The organism is Paenibacillus sp. AGC31, from assembly GCF_057334655.1.
Genome location: NZ_JBHFJH010000001.1, coordinates 49812 through 70667, shown reverse-complemented (window position 1 = coordinate 70667; position 20856 = coordinate 49812). Strand labels below are relative to the sequence as shown.

22 protein-coding genes are annotated in these 20856 nt (G+C 47.5%); 16 read left to right on the top strand and 6 right to left on the bottom strand.

Going from position 1 to position 20856, the window contains the following annotated elements; genetic code table 11:
- Position 1 precedes the first annotated feature (1 nt).
- On the top strand, positions 2-811 hold the full coding sequence (locus ACE04G_RS00300; RefSeq protein WP_083677409.1) for a response regulator transcription factor: 810 nt from the start codon (positions 2-4) through the stop codon (positions 809-811).
- Here the strand turns inward: ACE04G_RS00300 and ACE04G_RS00295 are convergent, their stop codons facing one another.
- The 4 genes from ACE04G_RS00295 to nirB all read right to left on the bottom strand — a co-directional run bounded on the left by ACE04G_RS00295 (position 812) and on the right by nirB (position 5296).
- Positions 812-1441 (bottom strand): YfbR-like 5'-deoxynucleotidase, encoded by a 630-nt coding sequence (locus ACE04G_RS00295; RefSeq protein ID WP_221821926.1) that lies wholly within the window; start codon positions 1439-1441, stop codon positions 812-814. It abuts the gene before it with no gap.
- 208 nt (positions 1442-1649) lie between these two features.
- Positions 1650-2432: a formate/nitrite transporter family protein gene (locus ACE04G_RS00290; protein ID WP_339305110.1), complete on the bottom strand. Its 783-nt coding sequence runs from the start codon at positions 2430-2432 to the stop codon at positions 1650-1652.
- Positions 2433-2481: 49 nt separating this feature from the next.
- Positions 2482-2808, bottom strand: coding sequence for a nitrite reductase small subunit NirD (gene nirD / locus ACE04G_RS00285; protein ID WP_449003549.1), 327 nt, complete (start codon positions 2806-2808; stop codon positions 2482-2484).
- Positions 2809-2866: 58 nt separating this feature from the next.
- Positions 2867-5296 carry a nitrite reductase large subunit NirB gene (nirB, locus tag ACE04G_RS00280; RefSeq protein ID WP_405130490.1) on the bottom strand — a complete coding sequence of 810 codons (2430 nt, stop codon included), beginning with the start codon at positions 5294-5296 and terminating at the stop codon, positions 2867-2869.
- Positions 5297-5570: 274 nt separating this feature from the next.
- Here nirB and ACE04G_RS00275 point away from each other — a divergent pair, with 274 nt between their 5' ends.
- Entirely contained in the window at positions 5571-6278 is a 708-nt protein-coding gene (locus ACE04G_RS00275; protein ID WP_036615169.1) for a metal-dependent hydrolase, read from the top strand.
- A gap of 230 nt (positions 6279-6508) precedes the next feature.
- On the opposite strand, the gene ACE04G_RS00270 is transcribed toward ACE04G_RS00275, so the two are convergent.
- Both ACE04G_RS00270 and ACE04G_RS00265 read right to left on the bottom strand, forming a co-directional pair.
- Complete coding sequence (locus tag ACE04G_RS00270) at positions 6509-6829, bottom strand: hypothetical protein (RefSeq protein ID WP_076214284.1); 321 nt, start codon at positions 6827-6829, stop codon at positions 6509-6511.
- A 159-nt stretch (positions 6830-6988) separates the two neighbouring features.
- The gene (locus ACE04G_RS00265; RefSeq protein WP_076214286.1) at positions 6989-8062 is read right to left on the bottom strand and encodes a M42 family metallopeptidase; all 1074 of its coding nucleotides are present in this window, start codon (positions 8060-8062) and stop codon (positions 6989-6991) included.
- Positions 8063-8641: 579 nt separating this feature from the next.
- On the opposite strand from ACE04G_RS00265, the gene spoVAC reads away from it, so the two are divergent.
- The 14 genes from spoVAC to ACE04G_RS00195 all read left to right on the top strand — a co-directional run bounded on the left by spoVAC (position 8642) and on the right by ACE04G_RS00195 (position 20798).
- Positions 8642-9145: a stage V sporulation protein AC gene (spoVAC, locus tag ACE04G_RS00260; RefSeq protein WP_036615164.1), complete on the top strand. Its 504-nt coding sequence runs from the start codon at positions 8642-8644 to the stop codon at positions 9143-9145.
- On the top strand, positions 9142-10158 hold the full coding sequence (gene spoVAD, locus ACE04G_RS00255) for a stage V sporulation protein AD (protein ID WP_076214289.1): 1017 nt from the start codon (positions 9142-9144) through the stop codon (positions 10156-10158). The genes spoVAC and spoVAD overlap by 4 nt, the downstream gene beginning before the upstream one ends.
- A gap of 5 nt (positions 10159-10163) precedes the next feature.
- Complete coding sequence (gene spoVAE / locus ACE04G_RS00250; protein ID WP_036615159.1) at positions 10164-10514, top strand: stage V sporulation protein AE; 351 nt, start codon at positions 10164-10166, stop codon at positions 10512-10514.
- A 208-nt stretch (positions 10515-10722) separates the two neighbouring features.
- The gene (locus tag ACE04G_RS00245; protein WP_221821935.1) at positions 10723-11679 is read left to right on the top strand and encodes an AAA family ATPase; all 957 of its coding nucleotides are present in this window, start codon (positions 10723-10725) and stop codon (positions 11677-11679) included.
- 66 nt (positions 11680-11745) lie between these two features.
- Positions 11746-12930 (top strand): DUF58 domain-containing protein, encoded by a 1185-nt coding sequence (locus tag ACE04G_RS00240; protein ID WP_237175703.1) that lies wholly within the window; start codon positions 11746-11748, stop codon positions 12928-12930.
- Positions 12927-15140, top strand: a complete 2214-nt coding sequence (locus ACE04G_RS00235; protein WP_449003550.1) for a DUF4129 domain-containing transglutaminase family protein — start codon at positions 12927-12929, stop codon at positions 15138-15140. The genes ACE04G_RS00240 and ACE04G_RS00235 overlap by 4 nt, the downstream gene beginning before the upstream one ends.
- A 110-nt stretch (positions 15141-15250) precedes the next feature.
- On the top strand, positions 15251-15778 hold the full coding sequence (locus ACE04G_RS00230) for a YqeG family HAD IIIA-type phosphatase (protein ID WP_221822062.1): 528 nt from the start codon (positions 15251-15253) through the stop codon (positions 15776-15778).
- Positions 15775-16902, top strand: a complete 1128-nt coding sequence (gene yqeH / locus ACE04G_RS00225; protein WP_017687184.1) for a ribosome biogenesis GTPase YqeH — start codon at positions 15775-15777, stop codon at positions 16900-16902. Before ACE04G_RS00230 ends, yqeH begins: the two co-directional genes overlap by 4 nt.
- A gap of 45 nt (positions 16903-16947) precedes the next feature.
- Complete coding sequence (gene aroE, locus ACE04G_RS00220; RefSeq protein ID WP_449003551.1) at positions 16948-17817, top strand: shikimate dehydrogenase; 870 nt, start codon at positions 16948-16950, stop codon at positions 17815-17817.
- Between the two features lie 81 nt (positions 17818-17898).
- Entirely contained in the window at positions 17899-18192 is a 294-nt protein-coding gene (gene yhbY / locus ACE04G_RS00215) for a ribosome assembly RNA-binding protein YhbY (protein ID WP_017687186.1), read from the top strand.
- A gap of 15 nt (positions 18193-18207) precedes the next feature.
- A complete protein-coding gene (locus tag ACE04G_RS00210; RefSeq protein ID WP_076328126.1) occupies positions 18208-18798 on the top strand; it encodes a nicotinate-nucleotide adenylyltransferase in 591 nt (196 codons plus the stop codon).
- On the top strand, positions 18782-19348 hold the full coding sequence (gene yqeK / locus ACE04G_RS00205; RefSeq protein ID WP_449003552.1) for a bis(5'-nucleosyl)-tetraphosphatase (symmetrical) YqeK: 567 nt from the start codon (positions 18782-18784) through the stop codon (positions 19346-19348). Before ACE04G_RS00210 ends, yqeK begins: the two co-directional genes overlap by 17 nt.
- A gap of 200 nt (positions 19349-19548) precedes the next feature.
- Positions 19549-19896: a ribosome silencing factor gene (gene rsfS / locus ACE04G_RS00200; protein WP_221821945.1), complete on the top strand. Its 348-nt coding sequence runs from the start codon at positions 19549-19551 to the stop codon at positions 19894-19896.
- Entirely contained in the window at positions 19893-20798 is a 906-nt protein-coding gene (locus tag ACE04G_RS00195; RefSeq protein WP_405130486.1) for a CvfB family protein, read from the top strand. The genes rsfS and ACE04G_RS00195 overlap by 4 nt, the downstream gene beginning before the upstream one ends.
- Positions 20799-20856: the final 58 nt, after the last annotated feature.

Sequence of the window (20856 nt, the reverse complement as noted above, 5' to 3'; positions counted from 1 at the left end):
CATGACAATCAAATATAGAACGATTATTGTGGAAGATGAAGCCTTGATTCGCCGGAATGTCTCGCGCAAATTCAGAGAGCTGGATACCCGGTTCGAGGTGATTGGTGAAGCGAGGAACGGTCAGGAAGCGTTACAGCTCATTGAACATTCCGTACCTGATCTGGTTGTAACTGATATACAGATGCCGGTAATGAATGGATTGGAACTCGCCAAACATCTGTATTTTGCCTATCCGCATGTGAAAATTGTCATTCTGAGTGGTTACCATGAATTCGAATATGCACGGCAGGCAATCAGTTACAAGGTGGAGGATTATCTGCTCAAACCATTATCGGAAGAACAGCTTCGGACACTGCTGGATGCGATGGAATTGAAGCTTGGGAGCGCTGTGGATTCGCTTGCCCATGTCAGTGCCGTGCTGGATGAGCAGGTGAAGCCGGAGGATATCGCAGAGGCTGTTAAGTTGTATTTGAAGCAGAATTACATGCATGAGATTACACTCCAGGACATGGCGGGACAGATGCATTTTAGTGTGGACTATCTGGGAAAGTGCTTCAAGAAGGTGACGGGGGAGACTCCCCTGAAATATATGACAGGTCTGCGGATTAATGAAGCGAAGCGTATGCTCGTCACTCACGAGAATATGGATATCAAGACCATTGGTGGAGCGGTAGGGTATAGTGACTCCCACTATTTCAGCCGGATCTTCAAAAACAAAACGGGCATGTACCCTAGCGAATACCGACTACAATTGCAGGAACGAAAAAAAGCTCTGTCCATGGATGATGAGAACCATGTTGACTTGAGCTAATTACTGGGCCAGAGCTTCTTCGGTTATTTTGCGAATATCAAATGGGGAGCGAATACCTTCTTCGATCATGTCGGGGAGAATCTGTTCCAGGAAATACTGTACACAGTGGAGGTCGATATTTTTGATTTTGACCAAGGCATAACGGTACATAACGATAAATTCTTTCTCCGTATTGCCACGTTGGAGCTCAGCAAAGGCTTCATATACCTGATCCATCTTGTCTGCGACTTCGAGAATCAGTCCTTCAACCGATTGGTCTTTGCCCTCACGCAGCTGTCTGCGGAAAATAGGCTGGAACTCTTCAGGAATATTTTCATTAATGAAATGTTCAACCATGCCTTCTTCCACCTTTTGCAGCATCGAACGCAGCTCCAGTGAATAATGTTTGACTGGTGTTTTGATATCACCGATGAAGATTTCGCCATAATCATGACTGCTGGTAATCTCGTATAACTTTTTCCAATCAATGCTTACGCCTTGCTGTTCTTCAATATCGGCCAACGTTTTGGCGTACTGAACCACTTTCCAGGAATGGGCGGATACACAATGTTCTTCGAACTTGAATTTGCCAGGGGTCCGAATAATGCGTTCAAGATCATTCAGTGATCTGAAGTACGTATGAATTCCCATAAGAAGAGATCATCCTTTACAAGTTAGGTGGGCGTATACACTGACTATACTTCAGTTATATTAACCACGGATTAACGATGTATACATTGAATGTAAAATGAAGCCAAAAAGCCACGATGGGTGACTGAACGTGAGCTCGTCATCCATCGTGGCTTCATCTGTGCAAATGTTATGCTACTTAACGTAGATAAGTGCAATAGATCAACTATTATGCCTTTTTTCGTACCGGAGAAGTATACCAGTACGCCATGCCGACAAAGAGGGCACCGCCGATAATATTACCAAGCGTTACCGGAATCATGTTGTGGAACCAGCCTGCCATCGTGATTGTATCCGGGTGGTTTGGCAGCAACCAGGATAAAGACAGCAAAGTCATATTGGCAACACTGTGCTCATAACCACTTGCGATAAATGCGTACAGACACCACCAGATAAGAACAAGTTTGGCGATATCTTCTTTGGAGCGAGCGGCCATCCAGATCGCCAGACAGACGAGCCAGTTACAGAGAATGCCTCGGAAGAATAACTCGGATACGGGCGCTGCCATCTTTTTGGCAGAGACGGCAAACAGCAGATGTTCCGGTGTGGCCGTTTTAAACAGGCCGCTACCGACTATAAGTAGACTTAATAGAATTGCGCCGAGCAGGTTACCAACAAAGACGAGCCCCCAGTTCTTCAACGTTTCGTTCACTGTGGTTCGGCCAGCCAGCGTACTCATGGTAAAGAACATATTGTTACCTGTGAAAAGTTCCGATCCGGCAAAAATGACCAGCGTGAGCGCGAGTCCGAAGGACATGCCCATCAACATGGTTTGCAGTGGTGACTGAGCTGCAAGGAGCGGAGCACCAATACTGAAGATCAGAACGATGCCAAGTCCTACATAGGCACCAGCCATCAAGGCAGCAACCATATAACGTGGCAGGCTTGCGTTCATTTGGTCCCGTTTTTTAACCGCAGCTTCAATAATTCCCTCAACACTTGGTGTATACATCACGGTTTCCCCCATTATTTTGCATCAATCTTTGAACGTTTCAATGGAGCTATATTGCAATCCAGACTTGACCATTCTCTACTTTCACCGGATACATCTGTACTTGACCGTTGTCCGGTGCTTGCACAATACCGGTAGTCAGGTCGATTTTCCAATCATACAGTGGATCGTACAGATAATGTCCGGACACGATACCTTCAGCCAGCGGCCCACCCTTAGGGTGGGGGTTGTGATTATCCGCAGCGAAGATGGTTCCATCCGATGCACGAAAGACAGCAAGCTGTTGATCCTTAATTTCAACTACTCTTCCGATTCGTGGCAGGAATTCTTCAACTACTCCGGCAGGGAAGTAGGTGCCTGATTGTTTGGTCGTCATCTTAAACCACTCCTTATCTATATTTAACATTCCGGCAATATTAATCTTGCGAACTTACTTATGGACGAGCCGATACTTCGATACCATGGAACATTTTGCTTTGGCCTTCTTCATTGCGAATCGCTTTTTGCCAAGGTTCTTCAACATGCTCAAGTGCAAATTCAATCCGCTGCATCAACGCTTTACGTTCCTCAAGGTTATCCACAACCACCGAACGAATATGCTCCAGACCCATGCGTTCCACCCACTCGGACGTCCGTTCCAGATAGTTACCTGTCTCGCGATAATATTGCATGATGGCTCCGCACAGTTCAATTAACTCTTCATCCGTTTTCACTTTACATAGGGAATCAGCCAGTCTTGCTTTAATACCACCGTTACCACCAATGAAGATTTCCCAACCTCCGTCGTTACCAACGATACCGATATCTTTGGTACATGCCTCTGCACAGTTCCGCGGACAACCATTGACAGCATATTTAAACTTGGCTGGCAGATCCAGACGTTCGAATTTACGTTCAATGCGAGCGCCCATGGCCATGGAATCCTGTGTACCGAATCGGCAGAATTGGGAGCCGACACATGTTTTGACCGTACGCAGCGATTTGGCGTATGCATAACCTGAAGGCATATCCAGTTCAGCCCAGACTTTGGTCAAATCTTCTTTTTTAACACCAATCAAGTCGAGACGCTGACCGCCAGTCACTTTGACTGCTTTCACATCATATTTGACTGATACATCAGCGATTCGTTTGAGGTCCGCTGGTGTAGTCACCCCGCCATACATCCGAGGTACAACCGTATACGTTCCATCCTTTTGAATATTCGCGTTCATACGTTCATTAACAAAACGGGATTCTTTCTCATCTTCGTGTGTATCTGGTGCAATCATGCCAAGGTAGTAGTTGATCGCCGGACGACATTTGGAACAGCCTTCAGGTTGACTCCAACCCAGTACATTCATGACCTCTTTGGTTGTTTGTAATCCCTTTGCACGAATCTCGGCTACAATCTCATCCCGTCCCATGGAAGTACATCCGCATATTCCCTGTTTGGCTCCACTGCTGAAACTGTCTCCAAGTACATATTGCAGAATCTGTTCCACAACCGGTTTACACCCACCACAAGAGCGGGTTGCACCGGTACAGGCTTTGATTTCATCTACAGTAGTAAGGCCCTGGTTTGTAATGACATCCACAATGGTTCCTTTGGTTACCCCGTTACATCCACAGACGATCTCGTCCTCGGGCATCGTTTCAACAGAGGTTGCTTTCTTATGACCGCCGCAGCCTGTACCCATGAGTGAACCATACAATTCTTCGGTCATTTCGGTCTGTTGTTTAATCAGCTTCTGCAATTCGGCAGAATCCGTAATGTCACCGAAGAGCACGGCGCCGACCATTTTATTATCACGAAGCAGAATTTTTTTGTAAGTCCGTTTCCAGTCATCTTTGTGCGAAATGACGGTGTGCTCGGGACTGTCGATGAATTCACCGGTTGAAAAGACGTCTACACCCGAAATTTTCAATTTCGTAGATACAACAGAACCTTCATAAGGAGCCGTTTCAACCCCGCAGATATGTTTCGCCAGAATCATACCTTGCTCGAACAATGGGGCAACGAGGCCGTAACATACCCCGCGGTGCTCTGTACATTCCCCGACCGAGTACACATTCTCAAGTGAAGTCTGCATATAGTCATCCACGACAATACCCCGGTTGACTTCCATACCGCTTTCGCGGGCTACAGCCGTATTGGGTTTAATGCCTACAGCCATGACCACAAAATCAACATTCAGAACCGTATCATCTGCAAAACGTATCCCTTCAACCCGTTCGCCCCCCAGCAGTTCGGAAGTCTGCGCACCCATTTTGAACCGGATACCCTGACGTTCGAGTTCCGCCTTCAACATGGCTGAAGCTTGCGGATCAAGCTGACGCTCCATCAGATCCTGCATCAAGTGCACTACGGTAACTTCCATGCCAAGTTGTACCAACCCTTTGGCAGCTTCAAGGCCTAGCAGTCCGCCGCCTATAACGGCCGCTCGTTTATACTGTTTAGCAGCTTCCAGCATGACATTGCAATCGGCGATATCGCGGAAACCGACAACACCTTCTTTGTCATGTCCAGGTACGGGGAGAATAAAGGAGTTAGAGCCTGTCGCAATGATGATTTTGTCATAAGGGAAGCGAGTTCCATCCTCCGTCACAACCTCATGGGTATCCGAATCAATTCGGGTTACGGTTGTTCCTGTATGGAGGGTAATACCATAATCCTGATACCAGTGGAGATCATTCAGGACGATGTCATCCAGTGTTTTGCTTCCTTCCAATACATAGGACAACATAATGCGGTTGTAGTTAGGGTAGGGCTCTGTGCCAAAAACAGTAATATCAAATCGTGTAGTTAATTTCAAAATTTGTTCTACGGTACTGATTCCTGCCATTCCGTTACCTATGATAACGAGTTTCTCTTTTTTTCCGTTCATGTGTGTATGCCTCCTTGGTTAGACGCTGTACATTACCAACAATTTTAGTGGTTTATATTTGAAATTATACAAGTAGTTGACGACAGTTTATGTGATTTAATTCACTAATAAAGATAAAAGAGTCATAAATATAATAGTGTGAGCCCCATCACAGAAAGTGATATTTATTTTTAACAAATAAGAAATGCGAACTATTGTTCTTATTTTGTTTTCGTTGTAAAATCGGAAATGGGCCGTATTGTTCCCGATTTCTTCGAAAGGACGTTTTTGCATCATGATGGGAAGATCCCACCTTATTATCGGGACAGGCGTGTCACTTTCTGTTCTGCAGTTGGCCGGTATGCCGGTGACAGCGCCGGCAGTTACGGTTGCTCTGATTGGTTCGTTATTGCCTGACATTGATGAGCCGAATTCGCTGCTGGTATCCAGAGCCTTGCCTAACAGTCTGATCAGGCTGTTACAGACGATTCTGTTGCCCACAGCTGTATTTGTGTACTTCTATGTTCATGCCAAACCATGGAACCTGTTGCTTGCGATCCTCATTGCGCTTGTGTCATTCCTGCCTTCGCGTTCGCTTCGCAAAGTGTTGATGTTTGCGATTGGACTCGGGCTGGTCTTTTATGGTCACGCGTTCGCACCGTGGAACTTGATTGCAGGCAGTTTGTTAATGCTCTGCACCACACTGACTCATAGGGGACTGACACATACCCTGTACGGAACCGCAATATGGGCGGGCTTGTTGTACAGCACGACCCAGCAGCAGGGACCGGAGATCTGGGTAGCGGGAGGCACGGCATATGCGATGCATCTGTTGGCCGATTCACTAACCAATCGGGGTATTCGTCCGTTACCACCGCTCAAGTGGCGCATACGGGTGAATCTGATGAGTACAGGGACCAAGCGTGGGGCCGTTGTAGAGAATGTCTGCATTGTGCTTACTCTTATTTTGGCCTGGATTGCATTCTCACCGCTATTTCTATAGCCATCCAAAAACGCCAGCCCGCATATTGTGGGCTGGCGTTTACAGGAATGCAATTCATAATGAATGGATCGTATTAACCTAGCCAATTCAGGATTGAGAAGGAGAATCAGTCAGGTCGTCAATATCGGAAGAACCGAATACAAATAAAACAACAAGAATGACAATAATCAGTAGTTCAGCGAACCCATTTCCGTCAAAGTCAGACATCACTTCAACCTCATTTCTTGGCGTTAAGAATTGATTCTTTGTTGGAAAGCCCGTATAACATCATTCAACGTCATGTCCCCACCAATCTCATCCAGGAATTGCACCAGTTTGTCTTGATTCGATGGTGTGATATTTTGTAACGTTTTATATTGTCCGACCAGTTCAACGACCAGTGTAGCTTCTCGAAACAACGTGACCGCATCCACTCTTAACTTCCCACTGACCAGTAATGCTGCAACGATAAGTTCCAGATTTCTTCCTTTAAGGTTGCCATTGAGAAGGGTGTTTGCGGCATTTGTTTTTTTGGAGCCTTTATTCGATTTTCCATTCCTTCTCACTGCCATAACAGGTCCCCCGCTGCTTGGTGTTTAATTCATCTTCCGTTATTGTATCTTATGTGTAATTCCCTATAATGTTCGGCCTATTAATCTACGTGTCTAACTGATATCGTTGTGAATATAAAAAAGAGACCTCCCGATTGTTAGGAGGTCTCTTGTCAGCTATTACGCGTTATTAATTATGGTATTCATCGTTGTCCGATCAAGACCTTTGACCAGCTTCACGATCAGTTCTTTGGCTGCATCGTAGTCATCCGTATGAATGATGGAAGATGAGGTATGGATATAACGTGCGCAGATACCAATCACTGTTGACGGTACACCAATGCCACTCAGGTGAACTTGACCTGCATCGGTACCACCTGGTGAGATGAAATACTGCATTTTGATCTGATTGGATGAAGCCGTATCTTGAACATATTCCACCATTCCGCGATGGGTGAACATACCCGGGTCAAAAATACGAAGCAATGCGCCTTCTCCGATATGTCCAAAGGACTGTTTGTCACCTGTCATATCATTCGCCGCGCTACAGTCAAGTGCAAAGAAGATATCAGGCTGAATCAAGTTGGCCGCCGTACGTGCACCGCGAAGCCCCAGTTCTTCTTGAACCGTTGCACCAGCATAGAGTGTGTTAGGCAGTTTTTCCTTGTGAAGCGCTTCAACCAGTTCAAGTGCAAGTCCTACGCCGTAACGATTATCCCACGCTTTAGCCATAATTTTCTTAGGATTGGCCATAGGTGTGAATTCACAGATCGGCACAATCTGCATACCTGGGTGGATGCCCCAAGATTCTGCTTCCGCACGGTTGTCCGCCCCAATGTCGAGATACATGGTGTTCAGATCCACAGGTTTGTTCCGCTGCGACTCATCCAGCAAGTGTGTAGGTGTAGAACCTACGACTCCGGTAATCCGACGATCAGGTGTGATAATTTCCAATCGTTGAGACAGTACAGCCTGACTCCACCATCCACCCAGTGGGCGGAATTTGATCATGCCTGTTTCCGTAATGCCCGTAGTCATGAAACCTACTTCGTCAAAGTGTCCGGCTACCATAACTTTGGGACCGGATTCCTCCCCGCGTAATACTCCAAATAGACTCCCCAGGCGATCCTGGACGAACTCATCGGTATAAGCGGAAAGCTTATCTTTCATCCAGCCGCGAAGCTCACGTTCAAAACCGGATGCGGAAGGAAATTCCGTCAACGTACGAAACATATCCATCGTTTTTTCATTCATGTGTCAACAACTCCTCTGTTGGTATGTATTTCAGGTCACAGTAGAACGGCTACCCGCCTGTTGTTATTTAACCACTGGTCACATTACAGTATGAACCTTGCGCAAGTGATTGTCCATGTTTATGTCACGTATTTAAGGCATGTTTTGGGCGCTTACCGTGTCCAAGTTTCATGATTCTATCCGCTTTAGTCATAGTCCTGATGACACTTCGATGAATATGAATAGATGGAGAAGATGTCATCATTTTGTGATGTTCTTTATGTTCGATATTTGTTTGTCTGTTTCAGGAAGGAGCTAAATATCCAATGAAACCTCCAGAAGAGGGCACGGAAAAAGTACTGTTTATCGTTCTTTTTATCTTGCTCGTGATTGTTCTTCTTTATTTATAGAACGTATCTAGAAGTCCTCAGAACCGGCATATTCGCATCCTGCTTCCACAACATGATCTTGTTGGAAACATATGCTGTCTGTCGCCGGATACATAACCTTCCGATTATTAACAAACAATGAATATAGGATTACACACATTGGCATTCAGCCGTAGCTTTGAACCATTTCACATAGAGGAGGTCTTGTATCTTGCCAGCTCAATCTGCATCCGGAAGCGAAAAAAAATCGTCGTCCCTGTCCATGGATGAAAAGGAGTACAAAAAAGTCGCAAAAAAACATGAGCCGCCTCGTCCAATCCTGAAAAATTGCCTCAAAGCATTTCTGGTTGGGGGTACTGTCTGTTTGATTGGACAGGCCATTCAAGAGGCTTTTATGGCCGGTTTCGACATGACATCAAAGGAAGCTTCCAGTCCTACAGTGGCGGTCATGATTCTCATATCGGTTATTCTAACGTGTCTCGGCGTTTACGATAAAATGGCTCAATGGGCAGGAGCAGGAACTGCTGTGCCGGTTACCGGCTTTGCCAATTCCATGTGTTCTGCTGCACTGGAACATCGTGCTGAAGGACTGGTGCTCGGTGTAGGGGCCAACATGTTTAAACTTGCTGGTTCCGTTATCGTGTTTGGTGTCGTGGCAGCATTTGTCGTAGGGATTGTTTACGCCTTTTTGGGATTTGGAGGTGGGCACCTGTGAAACGATTGGGTCGCCAGACATGGCAGTTTGAGAATCGTCCGCGGATCATCGGTAAAGCCGCAGTTGTAGGACCAGAAGAAGGCGAGGGTCCACTGTCATCTGATTTCGATTATGTCTATGACAATCTCGAGATCGGCGAGAAAACGTGGGAAAAGGGAGAACGCAAACTGCTCGAACAGGCCTCTCAGCTGGCTTTGGTTAATGCAAATATTACCAAGGAAGAGCTTCAATTTTTTGTGGGTGGAGATCTGATGAATCAGATTATCAGCAGTTCCTTTTCAGCGCGAAAACTGGGTGTGCCTTACCTGGGTGTCTTTGGAGCCTGTTCTACTTCCATGGAAACGTTAGCGTTAGCGTCCATGATTGTTGACTCCGGAGCTGGAGATTATGTCCTTGCAGGAACGGTGAGCCACAACTGTACGGTGGAAAAACAATTTCGGTATCCGACGGAGTATGGTTCCCAAAAGCCGCCTTATGCGCAATATACCGTCACAGGATCAGGGTGTGGTGTGGTCTCCCGTACTGGTGATGGTCCCGTTGTTACCAAAGCCACGATTGGACGCATTATGGATTTGGGCATCAAAGATCCCTTTAACATGGGTTCAGCCATGGCGCCAGCAGCAGCCGACACCATAATCTCTCATTTCAGGGATACGGGATTGGAACCCGGCTATTATGATCTCATTGTGACCGGGGATCTGGCTTCCGTTGGTCTGCCAATTACGAAAGAGCTTTTGCAAAAAGAAGGCATTCCCATGGAACAGACGGTTTTTAATGACTGCGGCCTGATGATCTATGATCGGGAGAAACAGCCTTATGTTGTTGCCGGTGGAAGTGGCTGCGGATGTTCTGCCACCGTCACCTATGGTCACATTTTGAACCGGATGCAGAAGGGTGATCTTAAACGGGTGCTCGTCGTTGCTACGGGTGCGCTGTTATCTCCGATTTCGTACCAGCAGGGTGAAAGTATTCCTTGTATTGCACATGCCGTAGCCATAGAAAAGGAGGGATAAGGGTAATGCAGTTCTTGTGGGCATTTATTGTTGGCGGTTTAATCTGTGTTATCGGACAGCTTCTAATGGATGGGGTTAAACTGACGCCAGCTCATACCATGAGTACACTTGTTGTGACAGGTGCGCTTGCGGATGCATTTGGCGTGTATGACCCCCTGGTTAAATTTGCAGGTGCGGGTGCAACCATCCCCATCACAAGTTTCGGTAATTCCTTAGTGCACGGGGCATTGACGGAGCTGGAAAAAGAGGGATGGCTGGGTGTGATTACAGGGATTTTCGATCTGACTGCGGCGGGGATTTCGTCAGCGATCATCTTTTCTTTTCTCGCGGCATTGGTCGTTAGACCAAAAGGCTAACATAGAATGAGAAATCTACTTGAACATATTGCGATTCAACAAAGGCTTCGGATAACTTCTATCCGGGCCTTTTTTGTCGTATTCATGCGAGAACTGCGGTGAATCTGACGGGCTGGAAACAAATTGTGAGTTCCTTCGAGTGTACTCGTGACTCTGGATCATGTACAATAAAAGGAAATCTGTATGCTTTTTTAGGAGGTTAGACCACATGCCTGTGCGCAAAGAGTCGATCCAAATCATATCCGCAGTTCGTTCAAATCTGGAATCCTGTATTATGGGGAAATCCTTTGAAATTCAACTTTTACTTACAGCTTTGCTTGCAGGCGGGCACGTTCTGATTGAAGACGTACCGGGAACTGGCAAAACGCAATTAATCAAGGCATTATCGAAATCCATGCGTGGTGAGTACCGACGCATTCAATGTAATCCTGATATTCTACCAAGTGATATTACGGGGGTATCTGTGTTTCATCCGAAGGATGAGCGGTTTTACTTCCGGCCAGGTCCTGTGATGACCAACATTTTGCTAGCTGATGAGATTAACCGGGCCACAACAAAAACCCAATCGGCTCTGCTCGAAGTGATGGAGGAGCGCAGTGTAACCGTTGATGGTGATACGTATGATCTGCCACATCCATTCATGCTCTGTGCAACTCAGAATCCGATTGATTTTGAAGGTACGTATACTTTGCCGGAAGCACAACTCGACCGGTTTATGTTGAAAATAAGTCTAGGTTATCCTGATAAGGAAATTGAGAAAATTCTATTGAAACAGCATCAGCTCGGTCAGCCTGTAGATCGCCTTGAATCCGTGACTCATATGGACCAGATCTCGGCAATCCAGCAGGAGATTAAAGAGGTCTTTATCGGTGATCCGGTTATGGACTATTTGTTGGATGTTGTTCGCCAAACCCGCTCCCACCCATCTGTATTGCTGGGTGCCAGCCCACGGGCAGCCATATCGTTCATGATGGCCGTAAAAGCCTTTGCTTTCTTGCAGGAACGTGATTATGTACTTCCGGATGATGTGAAAACGATGGCCCCTTATGTGATCTCTCATCGTATTGTGCTTCGTCCCGAATCGAGACTGGACAGTATGAGTTCCGAGGCCGTTTTGAAAGCCGTACTCCAGCAAGTACGCGTGCCCGTCTCCATGGGGCAATAGTTCATGAAGCCGCTTTTTAGAACAGTCAATAGAGGGTTACGCCACCCACGCGTATGGAGCATCGCAATGGTGTGGATGTGCTGTCTGGCTTATGTTTTGTTTCAGGGCGGGAAGACATCCCTTATGTTGCTGTCGATGGTGACCCTGCTCTGTGTGTATCTCGCCATTGCTGGATTTAGCGGGGTAAGACGTGCTCAAGGAGTTCGTAGGTTATCTTCTGGTCCAGACCACGAAGAATTGCTGCATGCGGGTGACCAGGTTCAAGTACAGCTGAGTCTGACGATTCCGGGATTCCTCCCGCTTCCCTATGTTGTTGTACGTGAAATGCTGCATCGACATAACGGAGAATCGTGGTCATTCAAGGAAAGTTTGATTCCCAATATGCGAGGTAATGGCGAGTTGTCTTTTCAGACACCGCCACTTGAGCGGGGAAAGTATGTTTTTTCAGAAACGGAATGTGCCAGCGAGGACATATTTGGACTGATTGAACATCGAGGAAAGTTTAAGGCCAAAGGTGAGTTTCGCGTACTGCCAAGAACGGTATTTATTCCATATTGGCAGCTCTACGACCGCAAATCACGGTTATCCGGTCCTCAGACGGCGTTAACCCGTTCACGGAGAGAGACCACTCAGATCAATGGTGTACGTGACTACGTATACGGAGATCGACTTTCCCGCATTCACTGGAATGCCACGGCAAAGACAGGGAACTGGAAGTCCAAGGAGTTTGAACATGAGTCTGTGCCCAAAACCATTCTGGTTCTGGATGCGCTGGCATCAAGTTATGAACATGGGGATGCTTTCGAAATTGCCGTTTCCACGGCTGCCTCTCTGCTGGAGTATGGTGTCAGGGAACGAATGGGGATGGGTTTGTTGACATTGTCAGAACAGACATCCTTCATGGCCCCCAGTGAAAGTCTGATGGAACGACAGAAGATGATGCATCATCTGGTGGATATTCAATATAACGGTCAGGATACCCATCTGTTGCCCGGCGTGGAAAGAATCGCACGTCAACTGCCTCAGGGAGCCTACTTTGTCGTGATTTCTCCCCAGAAGGATGAAAAAATAATGGAACTGTTGCGCTGGGCCGATACGCGGGGCATGACTCCATGTCATATTCTGATCGATACCAGTGAATCCCGCCGGAGTGCCGAGTGGAATGCCATGTTGCGTGGAAGAGGCACGAGGTCATTCACTGTTTCTCACTTGCAGGAGCTTCCAACGGTGATGGGGGGAGGTTCTGTATGAGTACAAAAGGAAATGAAAGTGTTGCAGGCAAACGATCCTGGTATCATGCAGCGTCGTTGCTCTGGATTTTCCTGATTGGAATGCAGTGGATTTCATTTACGCAGGAATCGTGGTACACGGAGACAACTTCTCTGGTGTTATGGACACTTGCAGCGGTCAGTGTGCTGGAGGTCATTCTGCCCTTCAAAACGATGTATCGGGCGATCATCAAGGCGGTCGTTGTTGGTTACATTTTGCATAAAACGCTAATTGATTATACGGTGTACATCCCTTATGGCTCTTTAACGGACCGAGCGGAACAATTCATATTACACATGACGCCGTACATCTGGTTCTCCCTGTGTGCATGGGTGATGCTTGAAGCTGCGCTTCGACTCGTGACCACAACACGTCGCATTCTTGTTTTTCTGGGTGTTAACATCATTTCGATGGGGATTCTCGATTCTTTCACTCAGATCCCACTCTGGATTGAAATCGCGTGGGTGATGTTTGCGGGGATGGGATGGCTCGTATGTCAGCATTTCCGTAACTATCAGCTACAGTATCCACAAGGTTGGAAACGAATCATCCGTTATCCTTATAAGGTCCTGGCCAATATTGCCATTATCTTTTCTTTGATTATTGTAGCCAGCGTTAATATGCCGGAGATTCCACCCACCTTGACGGATCCATACACAGCTTGGCGTAACTATACCGGAACTTCTACCAATCAGGCTGGTAATGGAAACCTTGATATTCCGACGGCTACCGAATCGGGATACAGCAGGGAAGACAATCAGCTTGGTGGAGGATTCAACTTCGACTATACCCCTGTCATGTCTGTCACCACCAATGAGCGCAGTTATTGGCGCGGTGAGACACGTGCAGAGTATACAGGCACAGGCTGGGATGACCGTGGACGGGGTTCAACAGAGAATGTTGAAGCCGGACAGCCTCTGGAGAACCAGGAATCCGGTAATGTGAATACCAAACAAGTGACTCAGAATGTAACGATGCTGAATGATAATGTCTATCCGATTCTCTTCGGTGCTTATTCGATCGCTGAAGTTAGCTCGATTAATGGTGAAGACAGAACGGAACGGATGTTGTGGAATGCCGAACAGGCTGAACTTCATGTGGTGACAGACCGTCAGCAACCGCAGTATCCCAAGACGTATACTGTCGTATCGGAAGCCCCTGTGATTGTGGAAGATGAGCTTCGTACGAAGTCATTTGAAGATCTGTATAACAGTAATCCGGCAGATGATATGTACTTGCAGTTACCATCCCGTTTCCCTGACCGGGTGTCAGATCTAGCAGCCGAGATAACGGCATCTGCGAATACTCCGTATGAAAAAGTGGCATTACTGCAAAACTATTTACAAACTAATTTTGAATACACGAACAATCCGGATTTATCTCGAAAAGTAAGCAGCGACTTTGTGGAAGGTTTCCTGTTCGACATTATGGAAGGCTACTGTGATTACTTCTCCACTGCGCTGGTGATGATGGCGCGCTCGGAGGGCATTCCTGCAAGGTGGGTTAAAGGTTATGCGCCTGGACAACTGTCCCTGAACTCGGACATGCAGGCTCCACGTCAACCTGGCGCGGAGATTGAGACGACCTACACCGTTACCAATGCAGATGCACACTCCTGGGCAGAGGTCTATTTTGGTGAGTATGGATGGATTCCTGTTGAAGCAACGCCGGGCTTTGATATGCCGCTGCTGACGGAACAGCCTGATGTACAGCCTGTAGATGAGCCAGAAGAAGAGCCAGAAGAGGAGCCAGTACAAGAGGAAGAGCAGACCCCTGCACCTGAGCAGACATCGTCTGCCATCCCGACTTTTGTTATCTGGGCTGCAGGAGCCATTATTGTATTGTGGGTAGCATATATGTTCTGGCGTAATCGTTTCTCCATGCGATTCTTCCTGCTTCGTCTACGGACAGGTGGACCGCTCACCCCTGAACAGAAGGTAGTGGCAGAGACCGAGCGTTGGATTCAGTATGTGAAACGCAAAGGGTTGACCCGGAGCGGAGACGAGACACTTCGTGAATCGGTAGCCCGCTGGAGCCAGGCAAAACCTGCTGCAGAAGCAACATTGCATGAGCTTCTCACGAAGTTTGAACAGACTCGTTACAGTCCAGCGTCCGTAACTGCCGACGACTGGAAGGGCGTCTATCAGACCGCCTTGAAGCTGCGGAAGGAACTGAAAGCGGAACGGGCATAGTTGTTGCCCGTCCCGTTTTTCCTTTTTTCCTATGCCATCAGGCGCTGTATGCATTTTCAGGAAAGACGGATTTGTGATATAGTGTGTCGTATGAAACTGAGGTGACTTCTTTGTTTAAAATGTTAATGCCCAAGCTGCGTGTAGACACGGTTTTTGACATTAATCTGGAAGAGCTGTACGCTCAAGGCTACCGTGGAATTATAACTGATCTGGATAACACACTCGTTGGAGCCAAAGCCGCTGACGCTACGCCCGAACTGATTGAATGGTTTGCACGTGTGAAAGAGGCGGGTTTCAAACTGATGATTGTGTCCAATAACAATTTGAATCGTGTATCCCTGTTTGCGACCCCGCTGGATATCCAGTTTGTGCATAGTGCACGCAAACCATCGAATGTACCGTTTCGTAGAGCAATGAAAATGATGGAGTTATCTCCTGAGAACACGATTGTAGTAGGTGATCAGATGCTTACGGACGTTTATGGAGGGAACCGAATGGGGTTATATACCGTTCTGGTACTGCCAATCTCCATTGGGGACGAAGGTTTTATGACCCGCTTCAATCGACGCGTGGAACGGATTGCTCTAACGAGTTTACGCAGGAAAGGCTTATGGCTTGAGGAGGAAAAGAAGAAATGACAGAACCGCATAACGGCAATCTTGCCGTAAGGTGCAGCGGATGCGGCGTGCATCTGCAAACAGAAAATTCGGAATTACCAGGGTTTATCCCCGAGAAGGCATTGGATCGTGAACCGGTTATATGCCAGCGCTGTTTCCGCATCAAAAACTACAATGAGTCATCATCCGTTACGGTGGATCAGGACGAATTCCTGGCGCTGCTTAGCAAAATCGGGGATAAGGATGCACTTGTCATCCATATCGTTGATTTGTTTGACTTTGATGGCAGCATTATCTCCGGTCTGCAACGTTTTGTAGGCAACAATCCGGTATTGCTTGCTGTGAACAAAACGGACTTGCTTCCGAAAGTAACCAACTGGAACAAGGTTCGCAACTGGGTACAGAAGCAAGCCAAAGAACAGGGTTTGCGTACCGTGGATGTAGTCTTGTGCAGTGCAAAGCAAAATCAGGGCTTCGACCGACTGCTTGAGCTTGTAGGAACGTATCGCGAAGATCGTGACGTGTACGTGGTTGGTGGTACCAATGTGGGTAAATCCACACTGATTAACCGTCTGATTCGTGATTACAGCGATCTGGAGCAGGAGCTGACCACATCCCGTTATCCGGGAACAACGCTGGATATGGTGAACATTCCGTTGGATGATGGGAAATATATCATTGATACGCCTGGAATTGTGTATCCATGGCGTTTCAGCGAGATTGTTTCACGTAAGGATCTCGCTGCCATCATGCCTGAAAAACCGCTTAAACCGGCTGTGTATCAGTTGAATTCCGGTCAGACGCTGTTCTTTGGCGGCATGGCTCGATTTGACTTTGTGGAAGGTGATCGCCAGTCGTTTACTTGTTTTATCAGCACTGCGCTAGATATTCACCGGACGAAGCTGGAGCGTGCAGATGATCTGTACCGCGACCACCTGGGAGAATTGTTGTCTCCGCCAACCCGTGAGGATGCAGCAGAGATGGCTGAATGGACCAGACATGAATTCCGCATCAAACGCGGCAGTCAATCGGATGTATTCATCTCGGGTCTGGGCTGGATTAAGGTTAATGGCGATATTGGAGCACTTGTTGCTGTGCATGCTCCAAAAGGCATTCGTGTACAGATCCGTCCATCCTTAATCTAATGTAATCTCAGAACCTGTACATCAGAGCGGATTGGAGGCGGACCTATGTCTGAGGATAAAAAGGGCAACCCTTCACTTCCCGTGTTGCTTGGCGTTATGGGTGATCCTATTGCTCATTCCAAATCACCGGCAATGCACAATGCGGCCCTGCAGGCTGCAGGAGTGAATGGAATGTATATGCCGCTGCATGTTCATCCGGATCAATTGGAAGCGGCAGTTCGGGGAATTGTGGCATTGGGCTATCGTGGTGTCAATGTCACGATCCCGCATAAAGAGCAGGTGATGCAGTACCTGGATGTGATCGATGAAAGTGCTCGCCTGATTGGTGCGGTGAATACCATCGTCAATGAAAGTGGAACACTGACAGGGTACAATACGGATGGTATTGGCTATGTCCGATCGTTGAAGGAAGAGGCTGTGCCTGAGCTTGCGGGTAAACGTATTGCTGTACTGGGAGCAGGTGGAGCGGCAAGAGGCGTTATATACGCACTTGCATTGGAGAAGCCTGAGCAGATTCACATTCTGAATCGTACAGCGGACAGGGCTGTTGCACTTGCTTCGGATTTACGGGGCCATGGCTTGGGAGAAATCTCAGGCAGTGGCATGGAAGACGCTGCGACGGTCTTGGCTACGGCTGATATTGTGATCAACACAACGGCTGCCGGAATGTATCCTCATGTTGATGACCTGCCGGTTGATCCCGCACTAATTCGTGAAGGCGCAGCTGTGAGTGATCTGATTTATAATCCGCTGGAGACCCGTCTGCTTCGGGAGTCGCGGTTACGTGGATGCACAGTGCACGGTGGTCTGGGGATGTTTGTATACCAGGGTGCAGTGGCCTTTGAACATTGGCTCGGCATTCCGGCTCCTGTGGCGACGATGAGACGAGCGGTGTTAAAAAGTTTTGAAGTGTGAAAATATAAATGAACGGTCAGGTCCGGACAGTCTTTGAACTGTCAATCAGGGCCTGCTCAACATAAGGAGTATGGAGTATTCATGTTAAACGGTAAACAAAAGCGCTTTTTGCGGTCACAGGCACATCACCTGACCCCTGTATTTCAGATTGGTAAAGGTGGAACCAACGAGCACCTGTTCCGTCACATCGAAGATGCGATTGAGAAGCGCGAATTGATGAAAGTGCAAGTATTGAACAACAATGACGAGGACAGAAAAGAGATGGCAGAAGAAGTTGCCCGTGAAACGGGAAGTGAGCTTGTGCAACTCATTGGTAACACAATCATCCTGTACAAAGAATCTCGCGATAACAAACAAATCGAACTACCTAGATAAGGGAGCGTGACGCAGGTGAAGATCGGCATCATGGGTGGTACGTTTGATCCGATCCACATGGGACATCTCCTGGCAGCTGAAGCGGCAAGGGACTCGCATGCACTGGATGAGATCTGGTTTATGCCTTCCCATGTTCCACCTCACAAACGCGGAGCCGGAGCTTCGGGACAGCAACGTCTCGATATGACGGAAGCGGCTGTGAAGGGTGTGCAGCAATATGAGGTGCTGGATATCGAGATGGAATTGGGCGGAGTGTCTTATACCATTGATACGATGAAGGAACTGTGGCGTCGCCATCCTGAACATGAATTCTATTTCATTATCGGGGCGGATATGGTGAACTATCTTCCCAAATGGGAGCAGATTGAAGAGCTTGCAGAACGCTTAACCTTTATCGGTGTTGGTCGGCCGGGCTTCCAGTTACATCTGGATGATTTACCAGACGAGTTACAGGATCGGGTCCTGCTGGCCGAGATGCCCTTGGTCGATATTTCATCGACAGCCGTACGCAGACGTCTGGCCAAAGGACATTCGGTACGCTTCATGATTCCTGATGAAGTGCACCAATACATTGTAAGGAGCGGTTTATATGGCACTAAGCCGTGATGAACTGATTCAAGCCGTATCCGGACAAATGCCGGAAAAACGCTGGAAGCATACACTGGGTGTAATGGAATCGTCAGTGATGTTGGCTGAAAAATACGGTGCTGATCCTGTGAAAGCAGATCTGGCAGCGATATTGCATGATGTGGCGAAGTACTGGCCCATAGCGGAGATGGAAGCGGTCATCCGTGATAACGGATTAAACCAGGAACTTCTGCAGCATGACAAGCAGCTCTGGCATTCCGAAGTCGGTGCTTTTGTAGCCGAGCGTGATTACGGTGTAACGGATTCCGAAGTTATTAATGCCATCCGGTGGCATACCTCGGGTCGGGTAGGCATGAGCTTGCTGGACAAAGTAGTATGTCTTGCCGATTACATTGAACCGGGACGAGATTTCCCGGGAGTGGAACACATTCGCGAACAGGCTGAACGTAGTCTGGAGGAAGGTTTAATTGCCGGATTCGATTCGACGATTAGCTTGCTGATCTCGCAACGACGTGTCATTTATCCTTTGACCATGCTGTCGCGGAATGACTTAATTGCACAATTATAGAGGTTGTTCAAAAAGTCCACTTTTGATTACGAAGGATGCCTAGCGGCATCATCAGCATCGAATATGAAATTCAGCCGAAATGTCCGTTGCTCACGTAGTTATCCTACGCTCCGCTACTCCATTTCTAGCTTTATTCCATCTTCTCGGTACTGAAAACTGATCTTTTTGAACACACAATTATAGATTATGGAGGTTGGTTCATGACAGTATCATCGAAAGAACTTATGAATATGGCGGTTACTGCCGCAGACGACAAAAAGGCATCCAATATTGTAGCATTGGATCTGATTAATGTTTCTCTGGTGGCGGATTATTTTGTTATTTGCCACGGGAATTCCGATACACAGGTACAAGCCATTGCCACTGAAATTCGCAAACAGGCTCATGCAGCCGGAGCGACGATCAAAGGTATCGAAGGTATGGATTCTGCACGTTGGGTACTGATGGACATGGGCGATGTTGTTGTTCATATCTTCCACCGCGACGAGCGTGAATACTACAACATTGAACGACTCTGGTCTGATGCCAAAGTGGTGGAAACTGTATGAGTTTGATTGCTGGAACAGTCGTCTCTTTACCGGTTTCACGTGAAGTGTCTCCGTTTGGCTTCTTTTTGACGACAGGATCGGAAGATGTACTTCTTCACTATACCGAGTTAACACGGGATATTAAGATTGGTGAGACGCTTGAGGTATTTGTATTCTTTGATACGGAAGATCGTCTGGCCGTAACGATGAAAAAGCCTTATCTGATGCTCGGCGAAATGGCACGACTGGTTGTGGCAGATGTTCACCCACGACTGGGCTGTTTCCTGGAAATGGGCCTTGGACGGCAATTGCTGCTTCCTATTCGCGAACTGCCTGAACTGGAAGAACTGCGTCCTCAAGTGGGGGATGAAGTCTTTGTAATCATGGAACATGACAAGCAAGGACGTCTGCGTGCCAAATTGGCCGGGGAACGTGAACTTTCACCATTGTCTTTCCATGCTCCAACTTCATGGTTAAACGAGTGGGTTGAAGCGACGGTATACAAGCCACTGCAGATGGGTACTTTTGTACTTGTAGAGGGCGGTGTACTGGGCTTTGGCGCAATTGGCATGATTCATTCATCCGAACGTAGTCATATGCTGCGTCTTGGTGAAAAAGTGAAATGTCGGGTGACACTGGTACGTGAAGACGGACGTGTGAATCTGGCCATGACTCAACTCAAACAAGTTGGACGTAACGAAGATGCAGACAAGCTGCTCGCCTTTATGAAAGAGCGCCCTATGGGCGGCATGCCTTACTCGGATGCAACTCCGCCGGATATCATCAAGCAGCGCTTTGGCATCAGTAAGTCTGCGTTCAAGCGTGCCTTGGGCAAATTGATGAAGGATGGACTGGTGGTTCAAAAGGAAAGCTGGACGTATCTGTCCGAATCTGCTTCTGCGGATCAAAGTGAAGACAAGTAATTTTCTTGATTAAATAGTTGTAATATGGAACTCGGATAAGGCAGGGATAGGCTGGGTA